The organism is Streptomyces sp. NPDC085866, from assembly GCF_044541035.1.
GTDB lineage: Bacteria > Actinomycetota > Actinomycetes > Streptomycetales > Streptomycetaceae > Streptomyces.
The window spans coordinates 12662-28727 of the sequence record NZ_JBITSQ010000016.1 but is presented as its reverse complement, the minus strand read 5'-3'; the positions used below and the strand labels follow the sequence as shown (position 1 = coordinate 28727).

The 16066-nt window shown below is 73.2% G+C and carries 15 protein-coding genes and 1 pseudogene; 6 read left to right on the top strand and 10 right to left on the bottom strand.

All coding sequences use genetic code 11. The features are described from left to right. Positions 1–5: 5 nt before the first annotated feature. From ACIF83_RS34370 to miaB, 3 genes are all read right to left on the bottom strand, one after another. Positions 6–719, bottom strand: coding sequence for a class III extradiol dioxygenase subunit B-like domain-containing protein (locus ACIF83_RS34370; RefSeq protein WP_399732795.1), 714 nt, complete (start codon positions 717–719; stop codon positions 6–8). 140 nt (positions 720–859) lie between these two features. Next, on the bottom strand, positions 860–1021 hold the full coding sequence (locus tag ACIF83_RS34365; RefSeq protein WP_399732792.1) for a hypothetical protein: 162 nt from the start codon (positions 1019–1021) through the stop codon (positions 860–862). Between the two features lie 32 nt (positions 1022–1053). Beyond that, positions 1054–2580, bottom strand: a complete 1527-nt coding sequence (gene miaB / locus ACIF83_RS34360) for a tRNA (N6-isopentenyl adenosine(37)-C2)-methylthiotransferase MiaB (RefSeq protein WP_399732790.1) — start codon at positions 2578–2580, stop codon at positions 1054–1056. Positions 2581–2702: 122 nt separating this feature from the next. Between miaB and ACIF83_RS34355 the strand changes: the two genes are divergently transcribed. Both ACIF83_RS34355 and ACIF83_RS34350 read left to right on the top strand, forming a co-directional pair. After that, complete coding sequence (locus tag ACIF83_RS34355; RefSeq protein ID WP_399732787.1) at positions 2703–3332, top strand: protein-L-isoaspartate O-methyltransferase; 630 nt, start codon at positions 2703–2705, stop codon at positions 3330–3332. 207 nt (positions 3333–3539) lie between these two features. Next, positions 3540–3959: a hypothetical protein gene (locus tag ACIF83_RS34350; protein WP_398141307.1), complete on the top strand. Its 420-nt coding sequence runs from the start codon at positions 3540–3542 to the stop codon at positions 3957–3959. Positions 3960–4122: 163 nt separating this feature from the next. Here ACIF83_RS34350 and ACIF83_RS34345 read toward each other — a convergent pair whose 3' ends face one another. The 5 genes from ACIF83_RS34345 to ACIF83_RS34325 all read right to left on the bottom strand — a co-directional run bounded on the left by ACIF83_RS34345 (position 4123) and on the right by ACIF83_RS34325 (position 10860). Next, positions 4123–5268 carry a hypothetical protein gene (locus ACIF83_RS34345; protein WP_399732783.1) on the bottom strand — a complete coding sequence of 382 codons (1146 nt, stop codon included), beginning with the start codon at positions 5266–5268 and terminating at the stop codon, positions 4123–4125. A 58-nt stretch (positions 5269–5326) separates the two neighbouring features. Beyond that, positions 5327–5998 (bottom strand): RES family NAD+ phosphorylase, encoded by a 672-nt coding sequence (locus ACIF83_RS34340; protein ID WP_393480907.1) that lies wholly within the window; start codon positions 5996–5998, stop codon positions 5327–5329. Then, positions 5998–6699: a hypothetical protein gene (locus ACIF83_RS34335; RefSeq protein ID WP_399732780.1), complete on the bottom strand. Its 702-nt coding sequence runs from the start codon at positions 6697–6699 to the stop codon at positions 5998–6000. Before ACIF83_RS34335 ends, ACIF83_RS34340 begins: the two co-directional genes overlap by 1 nt. Continuing rightward, on the bottom strand, positions 6696–10217 hold the full coding sequence (locus ACIF83_RS34330) for a CHAT domain-containing protein (protein WP_399732777.1): 3522 nt from the start codon (positions 10215–10217) through the stop codon (positions 6696–6698). Before ACIF83_RS34330 ends, ACIF83_RS34335 begins: the two co-directional genes overlap by 4 nt. A gap of 100 nt (positions 10218–10317) precedes the next feature. Next, a complete protein-coding gene (locus tag ACIF83_RS34325) occupies positions 10318–10860 on the bottom strand; it encodes a hypothetical protein (protein WP_399732774.1) in 543 nt (180 codons plus the stop codon). 268 nt (positions 10861–11128) lie between these two features. On the opposite strand from ACIF83_RS34325, the pseudogene ACIF83_RS34320 reads away from it, so the two are divergent. After that, positions 11129–12044 (top strand): annotated as a pseudogene (locus ACIF83_RS34320) (CHAT domain-containing protein); the annotation flags it as partial. On the opposite strand, the gene ACIF83_RS34315 reads toward ACIF83_RS34320, so the two are convergent. After that, complete coding sequence (locus tag ACIF83_RS34315) at positions 12010–12759, bottom strand: PP2C family protein-serine/threonine phosphatase (protein ID WP_398141312.1); 750 nt, start codon at positions 12757–12759, stop codon at positions 12010–12012. The pseudogene ACIF83_RS34320 and the gene ACIF83_RS34315 overlap by 35 nt on opposite strands. Positions 12760–12845: 86 nt before the next feature. Between ACIF83_RS34315 and ACIF83_RS34310 the strand changes: the two genes are divergently transcribed. From ACIF83_RS34310 to ACIF83_RS34300, 3 genes are all read left to right on the top strand, one after another. Then, complete coding sequence (locus ACIF83_RS34310) at positions 12846–13205, top strand: DUF6204 family protein (protein WP_393480891.1); 360 nt, start codon at positions 12846–12848, stop codon at positions 13203–13205. Between the two features lie 61 nt (positions 13206–13266). After that, entirely contained in the window at positions 13267–13707 is a 441-nt protein-coding gene (locus ACIF83_RS34305) for a MarR family winged helix-turn-helix transcriptional regulator (RefSeq protein ID WP_393480889.1), read from the top strand. A 241-nt stretch (positions 13708–13948) separates the two neighbouring features. Then, entirely contained in the window at positions 13949–15379 is a 1431-nt protein-coding gene (locus ACIF83_RS34300) for a hypothetical protein (RefSeq protein WP_399732769.1), read from the top strand. A 213-nt stretch (positions 15380–15592) separates the two neighbouring features. Here the strand turns inward: ACIF83_RS34300 and ACIF83_RS34295 are convergent, their stop codons facing one another. Continuing rightward, a complete protein-coding gene (locus tag ACIF83_RS34295; RefSeq protein ID WP_393480884.1) occupies positions 15593–16000 on the bottom strand; it encodes a MazG nucleotide pyrophosphohydrolase domain-containing protein in 408 nt (135 codons plus the stop codon). Positions 16001–16066: the final 66 nt, after the last annotated feature.

Here is a 16066-nt window from a genome sequence, read left to right as displayed (position 1 = left end):
GGCCCCTAGGACCAGGTGGCGACCAGGTACCCGACGCCGTACGGCGCGTCGTCGTAGAGCAGTGACCCGCTCAGGCCCGCGCCCTCGGCCGCTCCGGCGAGGACCTGCCAGGGCGCGCGGCCGGAGGCCTTCAGCTCGTACGCCAGCTCGGCGTCCAGCGCCTCGACGGCTGCCACGTCCGCCGCCCCCAGCGCACGCGCGACCTCGGCGTCGAAGGGCGCCGCCCGCTCGTCCAGGTATCCCGGTGCCTTGAGCGTGCGGCACGCGCTGGCGTCGCCCAGCACCAGCAGCGCCACCCGCCCGGCCCGGGCGGCGATGTCCCGTCCGACCTCGACGCACCGCTCGGGCGCGAGCGGTTCCCCGACGCCGAGCCCCTCGATCGGGGCGTCCGCCCAGCCGGTGCGCTCCAGCAGCCAGGCGCCGACGGCCAGCGACGTGGGCAGCTCACGCTCAGCCGCGACGTCCGTGGCCGCGCCGAGGCGTACGTCCACGTCGACGCCGAAGCCCCGGAAGGAGCCCGGGGTGCCCTGCGGGTGCCGGCCGCGCCCGCTCTGCTCGGCGGGCCCGACGACCACCAGCAGGTCGGGGCGGGCGGCGGCGAGCACGCCGAGCGCATCGGTGCACGCCGCGCGCGCGATGTCCATTTCGGGCGCGGCACCCGCGGCGACCTCGGGCAGGAGCAGCGGCGGGCAGGGGCAGACGGCTGCGGCGACAAGCATGATCGGGAGCCTACTGCCAGGGGGGTGGCACCGGGTCGGAGCTCCACACCAGCTCGGCAAGCCGGTAGATCACGCGGAACGTGGAGACCAGACCCTCGATGTTCGTGTAGTAGGCGTCCCCGTCCCCGATCCGGTAGACGTCACGGTCGCTTCTGGCGCAGCCCGTGGCGGGGGCGATGGGTACAGGCGAGCTCGTAGAGGCGGGCGCGGGCCTCGTCCGGGGTGCACTCGAAGCGCGCCGCCTCCTCGCTGCGGTACTGGTCCCCGTGACCGAACTGCGCGAGAACCACCCAGTGCGCCATGTTCCGCCCCCCTGTCCCTCGGTGCCGGGTGCTCAGTCCAGCGCGCAGCCGCTCGTGGCGACCGGCAGCGGCGCCGGCACCCCGACCGTCGGCAGCCCCAGCATCACGCCCGCCGGCTTGGCGGCCGCCGCGGCGTTGCGCTTCTCCCACGCGTCGCCCGCGCGCGTGCGGCGCACGGCGAGGACGGAGCCCTCGGCGAGGAGGTGGTGCGGGGCGGCGTACGTGATCTCGACGGTGACCACGTCGCCGGGGCGGACGTCCTGCTCCGGCTTGGTGAAGTGGACCAGGCGGTTGTCGGGGGCGCGGCCGGACAGGCGGTGGGTGGCACCGTCCTTGCGGCCCTCGCCCTCGGCGACCATCAGCTCCAGGGTGCGGCCGACCTGCTTCTTGTTCTCCTCCCAGGAGATCTCCTCCTGGAGTTCGACGAGCCGCTCGTAGCGCGCCTGGACGACCTCCTTGGGGATCTGGTCGTCCATGGTGGCGGCGGGGGTGCCGGGCCGCTTGGAGTACTGGAAGGTGAACGCCTGCGTGAAGCGCGCCTCGCGGACGACGTGGAGGGTCTGCTCGAAGTCCTCCTCCGTCTCCCCCGGGAAGCCCACGATGATGTCGGTGGTGATCGCGGCGTGCGGGATGGCGGCCCGCACCTTCTCGATGATCCCGAGGTAACGGTCCTGCCGGTAGGAGCGGCGCATCGCCTTCAGGACGGTGTCCGAGCCGGACTGGAGCGGCATGTGCAGCTGCGGCATGACGTTCGGCGTCTCGGCCATCGCGGCGATGACGTCGTCGGTGAAGTCGCGCGGGTGCGGGGAGGTGAAGCGGATCCGCTCCAGGCCCTCGATCTTGCCGCAGGCGCGCAGCAGCTTGCTGAAGGCCTCGCGGTCGCCGATGTCGGAGCCGTAGGCGTTGACGTTCTGCCCGAGCAGCGTGATCTCGGAGACGCCCTCGGCGACCAGTGCCTCGACCTCGGCGAGGATGTCGCCGGGGCGACGGTCCTTCTCCTTGCCGCGCAGGGCCGGAACGATGCAGAAGGTGCAGGTGTTGTTGCACCCGACGGAGATCGAGACCCAGGCCGCGTAGGCGCTCTCGCGCCGGGTCGGCAGCGTGGAGGGGAACGCCTCCAGGGACTCGGCGATCTCGACCTGCGCCTCTTCCTGGACGCGGGCCCGCTCCAGCAGGACGGGCAGCTTGCCGATGTTGTGCGTGCCGAAGACGACGTCCACCCAGGGCGCCTTCTTCACGATGGTGTCGCGGTCCTTCTGCGCGAGGCAGCCGCCGACCGCGATCTGCATACCGGGGTGGCCCGCCTTCTTGGACGCGAGGCGGCCGAGGTTGCCGTAGAGCCGGTTGTCGGCGTTCTCCCGCACCGCGCACGTGTTGAAGACGACGACGTCGGCGTCGCCGTCCGACCCCTCGGGGGCGCGCACGTACCCGGCGTCTTCGAGCAGTCCGGACAATCGCTCGGAATCGTGGACGTTCATCTGGCACCCGTAGGTGCGGATCTCGTAGCTCTTGGGTGCTGGAACGTCCACTGCCGGGCTCCGGTCGCTGCTGCTGGTCATGGGTCAAGGGTAGGCGCTTCCCGGGAACCACTTGCCCGCTGTTTCCCGCAGCGGGCGCCTAGCCTGGTGGTGGTGATCCGCCCGTGAGTTCCGTGTCCGGTCCGAGGGGGCCCGAAGATCTCGTGCGAGCCCTCAGAGCCGCCGGGATCGGGGACGAGCGACTGCTCGATGCCGTGCGCACGACGCCCCGGGCAGGATTCGTCCCGGCCGTTGAGGTGGCCGCCGCCTACCGGGACGCACCTGTCTCGATCGGGCAGGGCCAGGTCACCACGCAGCCGTCGCTGTCCGCCATGATGATCGAGAGCCTCGGTCTGGCCGGGAACGAGCATGTCCTCGAGGTCGGTACGGGCCTGGGGTTCCAGACCGCGCTGCTGGCCCGGCTGGCCGCCGACGTGGTCAGCGTCGAGGTACGGCCGGGCATCGCCCGGCAGGCGCGCGCGAATCTCGCCCGGCATGGCGTACGCAACGTGGAGCTGCGGGTCGGCGACGGCAGCGGGGGCGTGCCGGACCTGGCTCCGTACGACGCGGTCCTCGTGTCGGCCGCGTTCCCGGAGGTGCCCGCGCCGCTGGTCGCGCAGGTGCGCGAGGGAGGCCGCCTGGTACAGCCGATCGGGCCGGGCGGGCGCGAGGAGGTGGTGTGCTTCGAGCGCACCGCGTCGGGGCTTGAGCAGCCGCGGATGGTGACCTCGGCGCGCTTCGTCCGGCTGCAGGGACGGTACGGCTTCGCGCTGGACGATGCGGAATTTCGCTGAGGAAGTCGAGGGAGTCGGAGGGAGTCGAGGGAGTCGAGGAACGAGACGCGCGAGACCTCGCCCGCGTCGAGGTGTGGCGACCCGGGTCCCGGATCGCCACCCCCTCGCCTGCGGCTCGCGCCGTTCGGAATCAACAACTACTTCGACAGCAAGGAGGGCCTCTTCCGGGTCGCGGTCGAAGAGGCGCTGGAGTGGTGGGGCTCGGTGATGGACCGCCTCACCGCGGACGTCGACGACCCCGCGGTCGCGTTCGCCCAGAGCTTCCGGATGACCGGCCGGCTGCACCGCCGGCATCCGGAGCTGAGCCGGATCCTGCTGCACCACGGACTCGAACTGGCCCAGTCCGACCGCGGGCCGGCGCCCCGCGCGTTCCACGACATCCGTGCCGCGGTGGACGCGGGCCGCTTCGAGGTGGAGGACCTGGACCTCGCCCTGGCGGTGACGGCGGGCGCCGCACTGGCACTGGGCGCGCTGCTGCACGCGCAGCCCGACCGCGACGACGCGACGTCCGCGGACCTGGTCGTCCGTGGCCTGCTGCGCCAGTTCGGCATCCCCGCCGACGAGGCCGAGCGGATCTGTTCGCTCGACCTGCCGGACCTCGAGGTCGCCGACACCCTGGCGCGGTGAGCCCGCCCCGCCGCCGAACAGCCCGGCGAGGCGGCGGGCACGCGGCACTGCCGCGGCGCCGCAGGTAGTCGAAGCAGGGTCCGCACTCAGCCTCGCAGGCGGCACAAAAGCTCAGGGCGAGCGGGTTCCCCCCTCGCGCCCGCTCGCCCGACCCGCGCGCCCCTCATGCGGAGCGGGGGTCTTCTCCCATTCCATCGGGGCGGCCGGGCGGCCGTCGGTCGTACGGTGGTCGGATCCCGGCGGGTATGCGCTCCACGAGCGCCGCCGCCTCGGGCGTACGCACCAGGAAGTGGACGTCCCACCCGGCACCACGGGCCAACTCCGCCTCTACCGCGGCCCATACGGCGGCCAGGCTGACGTCGTACGCCAGTCCGCCGCGGCCCGAGCCGAGCAGCGGGAAGCACACCGAGCGCAGCGGCGGGTCGAACCGGTCGTGTTCCTCCGCCAGGAGCGCGAGCGCGCGGGTGGCAGCCCGGGTGATGTCGGACGGCAGCACGTCGTAGTCGTTGGTCCCGGCCCGGGGAACGGCGACGGCCGCGTGGTAGATCCGTCGTACGCCCTGCGCGGCCAGGGCCCCCGTACCGGTGGCGGCCACGGTGCCGGGCAGCACGGCGCGCCCCGAAGTGCCGTTCCGGCACGCCCACTTGTTCAACTCGTCGTGGACCGGGTCGTCCAGGACGTCACCGGTGACGCCCCGCACCGAGGCCGCCCGGCGCAGCGAGGCGGCCACCGACGACTTGTACCGCTCGGGCAGCGCGAAGTGGACGTTGGACGGGGAGACGACCACGTCCACGTCGCGCAGCAGGTCCACCGGGTGCACATGGAGGGTGAGCGTCACCGGCCGCTCGTCGACCCTGACCCGCACGGTCCGGTGCGTGCCGACTCCCTCCTCGGCCACGGCGGCGGCTCCGGGCGCCGCGGCCGTCTCCGCCGCCAGCCGCAGCACATGCTCGGCGACCTGCCCCAGGACCATCACCTCGTGGTCCTTGCGGAACCGCTCGACGCTCACCCCGTACACCGAGGCCGCCCGGGCCCGGCGGGAGGACGCGGGCCAGTCCCGGGTGCCCTGGGCCAGCCCCAGCGTGTACTCGGCGGCGGTGCGCAGGGTCCCGGCGTCCAGACGCGACACGGCGAGCCGCAGCATCGTCTCGACGGCCGCGCCGGGAGTCCGGGCGCCGGTCGCGGGCACCGCCTGCGCCGCCGCCTCCAAGCCGGGCAGCGCGCGCCCGCGCAGCCTCACCAGTCCGGCGCGCCTGACCTCCTTGAGTTCACGGAGAAGTGACGCATGGTCAGGGAGGGACGATGCCATGCGCCCACGATGGCATCACGTCTCGGCCACCGACAAGCGGGACGGGGCGGTCCCCACATCACTGCCACACCGGCTCCGAGACGACAGCCCGGAGCGGTTCGAGGATCTCGTTGGCCTTCTTCATGCCCTCCTGGGAGCCGAGGTCCGGGATCCCGCCGTCCTGCAGCACCTCCAGCGGCCTGCCGTCGCAGTGCTCGAAGCGGTCGTGGAAGAGCACCAGGGCGCGCTGGGCCCGGTTGCGCCGGGACTCCCAGATCAGCCCCATCGCATCGGGTGCCTGCGCCCGGATCTCGCTCGACCAGCGCCGCGCGACCGCGTAGTTGCTCTCGTCCTCCAGGAGCGTGGAGTCCTGGCAGACGGCGGCCAGATCCTGCCCGTCGACCAGGGAGACCAGGATCAGCTCGCACCGGGTGCGCAGGCCGCTCAGCGACCGCCGCCGGACGGCGCTGTAGGGGATCCGCCGCGTACCGGCCGGCAGTTCGAAGGGCCGGGAGCGCAGCACGCTCTCCGCGAGGGCGGTGAGCGGGGTGTCCGCCAGGTACAGGCTGTGGTACGGATCCAGCACCGTGCCCTCGAAGCGGCCCCCGCCGAAGTGGATGTCCGCGAGCTTCGGGCTGAACTGGTCCGGCGCGTACTTGGACTGGTGCACCCGCCACAGCTCGGTGCCGGCCGGGATCACCAGACGGTTGGGGCGCAGCTCCAACTCGATCATGGGGAAGAAGTCGCTCATCAGTCCCCCTCCACCAGTGCGGTGGCGGCTCCGACCAGCCGATGGTCCGGCAGCCGGCCGAGCAGCGACGCGGGCGTCCCGCCCAGCCAGGTGTTGCCGTTGAGCCACCAGGCCGCGGCGCCCCAGGGGTCGATGTCGGCGAGGAGCAGCCGGTTGACCCGGAGGACGACCTCGCGCGGGGTGCCGCCGCCCTCGCCGAACTGGAACTCCGGATAGCGGTCGCCGTCCCGGGGATCCGTCAGTCTGATCAGCTCGGGAGGTGGCGCGCCGCCGCAGCGGACCCGCGCCTCGTCCGCCGAGAGGGCCGGCGCCCCGAGCAGCATCCGGTCCTCCTCGGACGCGGTGCCGTACGCCGGTTCGGGGGCCGGAGACACTGCTGTCAGCAGGGCCATCAGCTCACGCGCCCCCACCACGGCCTTCGGCCCGGGGGGCACCGCGACCAGCCGTACGGAGTCCAGCGCCCTGCGCACATGATGGTCCAGCGGCAGGGGCAGCAGGGCCAGACGAACCCCCTGGGCCGCCCTGCGCACCGCCCTGTCGTCGGCAGCGTCCGTGGCCGCGAGGGCCTCCAGCCGGGCCAGCAGCAGGGCGTACTGCTCGTCGTCGAGCGCCTCGCGGATGGTGTCCCGGTGCTCGCCGATCAGGACGAGCAGCCGCTCCGTCGAGCCGCCGGGGCCGTCGCTCGTACCGCCGTCGTTCATGCGTTCCCCCCTTCGGTACCTGCTTCTGTTTCTCCACGGCTTCCGGGTCTCGCCGCTCCCGGTCCCGGATGCCCCTGGTGGATGAAGGCGGCCCAGAGCGCGATCCGGTCGAGGTCGGGGCGTTCCAGCTGCCGCAGCAGTTCGCCGCCGAGCGAGCCCGGGTTCGTGCGGTGCGGGTCGAGCATCCACAGCTGTGCGGCCCTGAGCGCGTCGACGGGGCTGAGCCCCTCGGCGGTCAGATGGTGATGGAACACCGCCATCAGCAGCGCCGACGCACTGTCCTGGGTCGTCCACCGTGATCCGACGACATCCCGTGCGCCGCCCGCGACGAACGCCGTGGTGAGGGTCAGCGCCTCGTCGTGGTCGCGGGTGCTCAGATCGGTCCGGCAGGCACTGAGGACGACCAACGGCCCCTCCTGGGCGGCCTGTTGGTCCGGACGGTCGAGGAGCCGGGTCACCGTCAGCCGGCTCGGGCCCGCTTCTTCCGCCGGCGTCTCCCCGGTGTCCTCGGGCACGGCGAGATGCAGGGCCGAGACCGTGGGACGCGTGCCCGCCGATCCGTGCGAGGCCACGTGGAGCAGCGAGGTCCCGTCGGCGAGGAAGGCGAGGACGTCGTCGGGCGTGCCGGGGGTCAGCTCGTCGTCGGCCAGTTCGAAGATCCCGCCGCACATCCGGGCCCGCCCGTAGAAGGCGTCCCGCAGGGCCATGACCTCGACCTCGGCATGCGTCAGGTCCAGGTTCGGGTCGGCCAGCAGGACCGGGGCGGCCGCCGGTTCGCGCGGTGCGCGCCTCAGTGTCCGCAGGAACTGGCCGCCGGACGCCGCGTAGCTGATCACGGTGGTCTGGCAGAGGTAGGTGTGGGTCGCCTCCTCCGGGCGGCGCGCGGCGTGCCAGGGGACGATGCCGAGTCGCCCGCAGGGCACCAGGACCAGCCTGAGCGGCCGGTCACCCCTGTCGCCCTCGCCGGCAAGCTGCTCCTCCACGTCGGCGAGGAGGGGGCGGAGCACCTCGAAGGCCCAGTCGCAGAGGGCCGTGAGGGCTTCTTCCCAGGCCTGCTCGGCGGACGGATCGTTCCGGCCGGCGTCGCGTACGGCGGTGGCGTCGAGGTAGCGCTCCAACGGGCCGCTCTCGGCGCCGGACAGCAGCTGCCGTACCCCCACCGCGGCACCGAGCCGCGGACTCACCGCGATCACCACGCCGGGGTTCTCGCCCTCGCCGGGGACCAGATAGACGAGCGCGTCGGCGCCGCTCTCCTCGATCCCGTCCGCGAGTTCGCTCAGCGTCGGCGTGCTGAGCAGGCCGCCCTCCCGCCGGTAGCCGAGGGCTTCGAGGGCCTGGCGGCGCAGCGTGCTCGGCAGTTCGTCGGGGACGCCGTCGTCGGCATCGGGGCCCTCGGCCGGGTCGGCCGCCCGCCACGCCTCGGCCAGTGCGTGGTGCCCGCCGGCGTCCAGGAGTTCGGGCACGGCCGACGAGGTCGACGCCGCGTGCAGCACCAGGGCCCGGCCCAGTTCCAGCGCGGCCACCGCGTCGTGCAGCCGGCCCTGCGAGGCCGCCCACAGGGCCGCCCGCACACCCCTGCTCGCTCCGGCGCGGGCCGCCAGCAGTCCGTGTTCCGCACCGTCCTGGAGGAGGACGTCGGCGGCGAGCGCGGTCAGCGCCTCCTTGGCCGCCTCCAGGGCGGCGATGTCCTGCACGTCATCGTTGCGGACACCGCGCTCTCGATAGGCCTCGGCCAGAAACCAGAGCGATTCGGCGGCGACCCGCGGCGCCCTCCCCTCCCGGACGCCGTCACGGACCTGCTCCAGCTCGTCGATCAGCGTGTCGAGGACCGCGGGGTCGCGGGTGAGGGCGTAATGCGTGCGCAGGGAGAGCGCGGAGGTGTGCCGCTCGGCCGTCGTGGCGCCCCGAGAGGGGCGGACGTGATCCTTCAGCGCCGCCGTGTCGTCGTTCAGGGCGGCGCGGACCAGATCGAAGTCGGGGAGGTACGGCACATACACCTGGTCGGCGAAGGGGAGACCGCTCGTCCTGACGCCGCTCGTCCCCTTCTCGTAGTACGGCACGGCACGCAGGATCATCTCCCTGTCCTGGGTGACGATGCCGAGCCTGCCGTAGGCCACGGCCAGGGCCATGAAGGCGGCGAAACGGAACGGATGACCTGCCGGTACGGACTTCTCCAGCGCTTCGGCCTCGTCCACCAGGTCGCGGAGCGCCCCGACGTCCTCCGACTCCCCGGCATCGACGACCCGGCCGCACAGATCGAACGCACGGGCCAGGACGACGGGATCCCCCACTTCCGGAGGCATTGATCCCGCGATCCGCTCGAAGAGGTCGACGACCTTCTGCCTGTGGGCACGCGCGACCGACCAGTCCTGACGCGTGCCGCCGACGTCGAATCCGACGCCGAGCAGGAGCGCCCTCAGGCTCTCCAGCGCGGCGCTCTGGTCGGGCTCGGGGAGCGGCAGATCCTGCGCCGAGCGCAGCCGTCGGAGGAGTTCGTTGAGCATACGGGCGGGATCATCACTCTTCCGCACGTCTTCGAGACCATAGGCGGTGGCCCCGACAGCGTCCACGGCGACGGCGAGCCGACGGATGTCGTCGAGGGTGGGTGGGGGCTTGGCGCCCGGAGGCGGGGTGGAGGCAGCGGACGCGGCAGAAGCCGGGGGCGGGGTGGAGTCCGCAGGTGGGGCGGAGTCCGTATGTGGCTGGGGAGCCGCGGGTGAGTCGGAATCCGGGGACGGCTGGACTTCTGCGGACGGCTGGGCTTGCGTGGGCGCGTCGGAATTCACGGATGGCTGGGGAGCCGGGGGCGCGGGCACGTCCGAAGCCACAGACGGCTGGCGATCCACGGACGCATCGGAAGCCGCAGACGGCCGAGGAGCCGCGGGCGCGCCGGCTGCTGTAGGCGGCATCATGCTCGTGATCGGGTCGGAGTACCCCGGCTCCGGGGGCGTCGTGGACAGCCCCTGCATCTGCCGCAGCTGCTCCAGGAACTCCGGCGGCAGGGGCAGCTTCACCACCTCCGCGGTCAGCGCCTGGATCTCCGCCACGGCCCTCGCCATCCCGGCAGGTCCTACCCGGTCGACCCATTCGACGAGGGCGGAGAAGTCGGGCGCCGCACCGAACCCGCCCTGCTGCGGCCGTAACGGCGTGACGAGCGGCAGCAGGAACAGCGCGGCCCAGCGCCGGTCCTCCTCGGTCGCCGTCGCCCCCAGCTCCGTACCTGGGTCCCGTACGTCGCTCAGCAGCCTCTCCGCGCGTTCCCGGTCCGCGGACACACCGCCCCCGGCGAGGTGCCGCTGGGTCAGCGCGCCCGCCAGCCACACGCTCACCGTGCTGCACAGGGCCGGGTCGTGGTCCAGCAGCCTTTCCAGCTGGTCGAGTTCGGTGACCGACGCGTCGAAGTCACGCGGCGCCACCGTACCGGCCCCCATGGCGGGGACCAGCCGTTTGACCCGCTCCGCGGCGTCCGCGGCCCACGCGCGCAGCCCCCGTACGCCGCCGCTCTCCTCGTCGCTCACCGGTGCGTCCTGCCTTTCCGGGTCCTCGACAGCCCTTGGCCTGAACGCCACTATGCCGATCCGCCGGACCGGTGGCGACAAGATCCCGCGCTTCGGGTGCTCATCGCCCGAAATCCACCCAGGAGGCGCCCAGTTCGACCCTCATCGCCCGCCGAATCCGCCGCAGCCCGCCCCACAGCGCGTCGATGCCCTGCTGCACTGCCGCCGGCGAGTCCCCGGCACGCGGGGCGCCCTCGTCCAGGCGCCGGACCATGCCGTAGACGATGCCCAGATCACGGCTGAAGTCGCCCGCGAGGTCGAGCACACGCTCCGGCACCCGCAGCTGCGCCTCGGCGTACACGTCCCGGTACTGGTCACGGGCCTCGGTCAGCCGCTGTCGTACGACCCTCATGTCCTCGGTGCGTCCCAGCGCGTGCAACTGGTCGGTGAGCGCTGCCAGATAGTGCCGGGCGGAGGTGTTCAGCGCCACGTAGCACGACCGCAGCTCCTGGGCCTGCCTGCGCCGCTCCTGCAGTTCCTCGGCGTGCTCCTGCTCGCGTCGGCGGCTGCGGTCGGCCGCGCGCTGGGTCAGCAGCGCGGACAGCAGCGTCCCGACGACCCCGACGACCGCGACCACGAGCGCGGTCGCTCCCCCGACGTCCACGCCTCCTCCGTCCGTCGTTCCGCCCCGACCCCAGCGAAGCAGTGGAACCCGGGCGCGGTGAACACCCGGCCCGGACGTCGCCCGGTGTTCGCCCGGCCGCCGACCACGTGATCGATCCGGGCGACTGCCGGTCAAATCTCGGTTGGCGCAAGGGAGTTGCGGCGAAGACGGCGGTGCGATAGCCGCCAGCGGTGACCGCCCCTCTCATGACCGGCGTCGCCGACGGCTCCAGGCCAACGAGAACCGGCGCAGGGACCGTCCCGGACCGCCCCGGATCGTGCTGGTGCCGTGCGGCCGCCTCGGCATCGTCCCCTGGCACGCGGCCCGTCTGCCGGCCGGTGCGCCCCGCGACCACGTCTGCCAGATCATGGTGATCAGCTACGCGGCGTCCGGCCGCCAGTTCCTGGACGCGGTGCGGCGTGCCCGGCGCGCCCGGCCTCCGACCCGGTTCTGGTGGCGGACCCCACGATGACCCTGACGCACGCGGAGCTGGAGGTGACGGCGCTCCACCGGCCCTTCTACCCGCAGACGCGGCTGTACGGCGACCTGTACGAGCCGCCCGTCGAACCGGCAGCACCCGGCACGCCGGACGACCTTCTCGACGCGCTCTCCGGCAGCCCGTCCCTGCTCCGCGTGGCCTGCCACGGCTCGGCCGGCACCAGTCCGACGGAGTCCGCGCTGCAGTTGGCGCGCCCCGTCGACCCGGCGGGCCCGCCGCCGGACCGGCCCGGGCGGCCGGATCCCGGAAGGCTGACCTGGCCCGTCTGCTCGACCGCCAGTCGGTCGAACAGGACGCCGCCGAGGGGCCGTTGGTCGTGCTGAGTGCCTGCGAGACGGACCTGAGCAACCGGGACCACGACGAGGCGCTCACGCTGACGACCGCCTTGGTGGGGTCGCGGTGGGCCACCGAGGACTCCGCCTCGGCCCTGATGATGGCCGTCTTCCACCATTACCTGTCCGTCGAGGGCCACGGCCCCGTCGGCGCCCTCTGGTGCGCACAGAACTGGGGGCTCGACCCCGACCGCCGCGCCCCGGGGTCGCTCCGCGGCAGCCTTCGCGACGAGCTGGCGAAGGGACCGAGGCTGGACCACCCGGCGGCCTGGGCCGCCTTCATCCACCCGGGTCATCCCGGCCCGGGCCGGGACTGGGCTACTCGTCCACGACGCGCGCGACCGCCAACGTGATGTTGTCGGGGCCGCCCGCCGCGATGGCGGTCTTCCACAGTTCGAAGGCCGCCCGGTTGTCCTCGCGCTCCCGCATGACGTCGTCCAGGACCTCCGGCGGCACCGGATCGGTCAGACCGTCGGTGCAGACGAGGTAGCGGTCGCCGAGCGTCAGGGGCGTGGCCGCCACGTGGGGGCGGATGGGGCGGTAGCCGGGGCTGCCGCCGAGGCACTGGGTGACGAGGGAGGTGGTGCGCTGCCCGGGTTCGAGGGGTGGACTGTCGTCGACGCTCAGCTGGCGCAGCCCGTCGTCGGAGGCGGCGAGGACCCGGCTGTCGCCCACGTTGAACACCATGAGCGAGCCGGGTTGCACGACGATGCCGGCGACCGTCGTCCCCATGGCGGCCAGCTCGCTCGCCTCGTCGCCGCCGGCGGCCAGGTACACCGCGCGGTTGCAGGCGCTCAGGGCGTCGCGGACGGCGTCCTCGCTGCTCAGGGCGGAGCCGATCGACGCGATCCGGCGGACGACCAGCGCGCTGGCCACGTCACCGCCGGGATGCCCGCCGAGTCCGTCCGCGACGGCGACGACCAGGGGCGTCCCAAGCGGGAAGAACAGGGTCTGCGGACTCTCGGTCACAGTGGCGCACAGGGTCCACGGGCCTACCACCAGACTGTCCTCGTTCCGCTCGCGGAGCAGCCCGGGATGGCTCAGCGCGGTCACAGTCACGTACGGCATGGAACGCCACCGCCTTCCCTTCAAAGTCTAGTTTCGTGCCGGAAACCCGGTGGAGGCGTACCGCCAGCTGTGCCTAAGGTCGCGCAATGAGTACCCGAACCTTCCGTATCACCGTCCGCGGCGCCTTCGACGGGCTCAGCGAGGCCCAGCGGGCCGAACTGCTCGCCGACGCCGCCCGGCACGACGTGCTGCACGCCGCCTACACGCCCGAGGGGCACCTCAGTTACGACATCGCCGCCCGGCCCGCCTTCGTCTTCCGCTTCTCGGACACCGGGGAGGAAGAGGAGGACATCCTGGAGGCGACCGAGCGGGCCGAGGAGGCGGCGAAGGCGTGGCTGACGGAGCGCGGCTACGGCTTCAAGAACCTCCGGTCCGGCGCGGAGGACCTCTCCCAGGCGCCCTTGGGGAAGCGGCAGCGGCGTGCCGCGCGTTCCAGCAGCGCATAAACTTGAGTGGTCAAGGAGATGGCAATCAACAGGAGGGCGGCGAGCGGAATGCCGGTGAGTGATGAGTGACGCCCTGGACGCCTCGCTGCGGCTGGTGCGGGCGCAGACGGCGCTCGTGCGGCGCTTCGACGCCCGGCTCGGCGGGCTGCACGGGGTGAGCCTGGCCGACTTCACGATGCTGCTGCGGCTGGGGCAGGCACCCGGCGGCCGGATGCGCCGGGTCGACCTGGCCGAGGCGCTGGGGCTGACCGCCTCCGGGGTGACCCGCGGGCTGGCTCCCCTGGAGCGGATCGGGCTGGTGACCCGCGAGTCGGACGCACGTGACGCGCGCGTGGCCTACGCGTCGCTGACCGGGACCGGCCGGGAGCGACTGAAGGACATGCTGGCCACGGCCGAGGAGACGGCCGCCGAGATCTTCTCCGGTCCCGCGTGGAGCGAGAAGGACATCGCCCTGCTCTCCGGCCTGCTGACCCGGCTCGGCGGCACGGGGCTCACGGGCTGACCTCCGCCCGGTCGGGAGGTGGGTCGGCGGGCCCGCACCCTGACCGGGATCCGGCCACCGCACGGCCTGAACTCACCGTGTGCCAGGTCACGTTGGGATGTGACCGTATTGTGCGGGGTCTGTGCGCGCAGCATGGCATGCTCATGGCTCACCATCGAGTTACCGGCCGGTTCTACCCATAGGTAGCCAGCCGTCGGTGCTGCCCTTCTTCACCACCCCCCACTTCACCCCAGGACCGACCTTGCGCAGACGCACGAGGCACCGTAGTGCCCTCCTGCCCGCCTTCGCCGTGACCGCCCTCTTCCTCGCCGCCGGCTGCTCCTCGCCCTCGCCGCACGCCGCACCACCGGCGGCAGGCCAGGGCCAGGACGTCCGGGCCACCGACGGCCCCACCGGCGACACCGGCCACTCGCTCGCCGTCGCGGCGGCCCCGGCCGCCACCGCGACCGCCACGGCCGGCCCCTCCGGCACGGGCCGGCGGGCGCACAAGAGCACGCTCACCGTCAGCTCGTACGACAGCCGGACCCGCCGCGCCGTCATCTCCAAGGCGCCGGCGAGGAGCGGGACTTCGCAGTCCCCGGCAACCCCCTCGCCCACCTCGTCGGCGGCGCCGCAGAAGGCCGCCGTGGGTGACGTCATCGCCAGCGCCCCGGCACCCGGGGCCCCGCACGGCCTGCTCGCCAAGGTCACCAAGGTGATCGGCGAGAGCGACCGGGGCACCGAGGTGCAGACCGAACCGGCGGCGCTCAACGCGCTGCTGGGCGACGACACGGCCAAGGGCACCGTGCCGGTCGACCCGTCCTCCTTCGCCGTCGACAAGCTGCTGCCCGACGTCAAGGTCTCCTGGTCCAAGGCCGGTGACGTGCATGTCGGGCCCAAGGGTGCGACCGTGCCGCTCGGCAGCCTCCGGCTCGACGTCGGCGCCAAGGTGCAGACGGCCGAGGGCGCCCCGGTCTCGGCCGGTGCCTCGGTGTCCGGGTTCGTCCAGGTGGCCCCACAGGTCGACTTCAGCTACGGCGGCACCGGGACCGACGCGGCGCCCGGCTCGGCCTACCTCGGCGTCTCCGGCGACTGGACCTCCGGGTGGGCCGTGAAGGGCCGGGCCGCCGCGACCACCGGCACCCCGCTGCGGATCCCGTTCGCCAAGCTGCACGCCGACCCCGTCCTGCAGGTCGGCCCGGTCCCCGTCGTCGTCAACCTCGACCTGACCTGCTACTTCCAGATCAGCGCCGACGGACACGTGACCGTCGACGTCGAGCAGAGCCTCAAGGGCGACTTCAAGGCGGGCGGCACCTTCGGGGTGGGCAAGGGGTGGACGCCGGTCAGCTCGTCGGACATGACGAGCACGCCCGTCCGGGCCTCCCTGACCACTGCGGGGAGCGTGAAGACGGCCCTCGGCGCCGAGGCGACCGTCGGCCTCTACGGCACCGTCGGCGTCACCGCCGACCTGGCGCCGTACCTGCGCGGCGAGGCCTCCGGGACCGTCACCGCCTCCTCCGACACGCCCGAGGTGAAGGCCGAGGGCACCTGGGGTGTGTACGGCGGCGTAGACCTCTCGGGCACCCTGCGGATCCAGCTCTCCATCTTCGGCACGCCGGTGCTGCAGCGAAGCGTTCCGCTGGGCTCCCTGCACCGCGAGTGGAAGCTGGCGGGCGGCTCGCTGTCGTCCTAGGGCCTGCTGCGAAAGTCCCGACTGCCCGGCGACGCCCGGCACGCTCCCCCACTGCCTCAAGGGCGTGGGAAGCGCGCCCACTCGCCGCACCGGGCACAGACCCGAGTACGTCCGGTACGAGGGCCTGCGCCCGGCACGCCGAGAGCACGCACCTGACGCCGCCGGGCCCGCCCTTCGGGCGGACGACGGGACTTTCGCGCCAGGCCCTCGGCGTCAGGCTGCGCCGCCGGGTGTCCAGCCCTGGCGGCGCAGCACGGCCGACACGTCCGGCGCCCGGTAGTGCTCGCCCTTGAGAACCTTGCCGTCGGAGCGGCGGGCGACCTGGCCGTCCGGGCCCAGCTTGCTCATGTTGGCGCGGTGGATCTCGGCGATCACCTCGTCGAGATCGATCCCGTGCACCAGTGCGGTGCCGTACGCCACGTACACCACGTCCGCCAGCTCGTGCGCGAGCTGGTCCAGCGGGCCCTCGACCGACACCTCGGCCACCTCCGCTGCCTCCTCGGCGAGCAGTTCCCCGCGGTGCGCGGCCAGTTCGGGTCCCACCTCCGTCGGCGTGGTGCGGGCGTCGAGGCCGAAGGCGCGGTGGAACTCATGGACGAGACGGGCGGGCGAAGAGCTCATACGGCGACTCTAACGGCCGCCACCGACACCCCCGTCGTGCTCCCCGAGGGCCCCTGAGTGACCCCG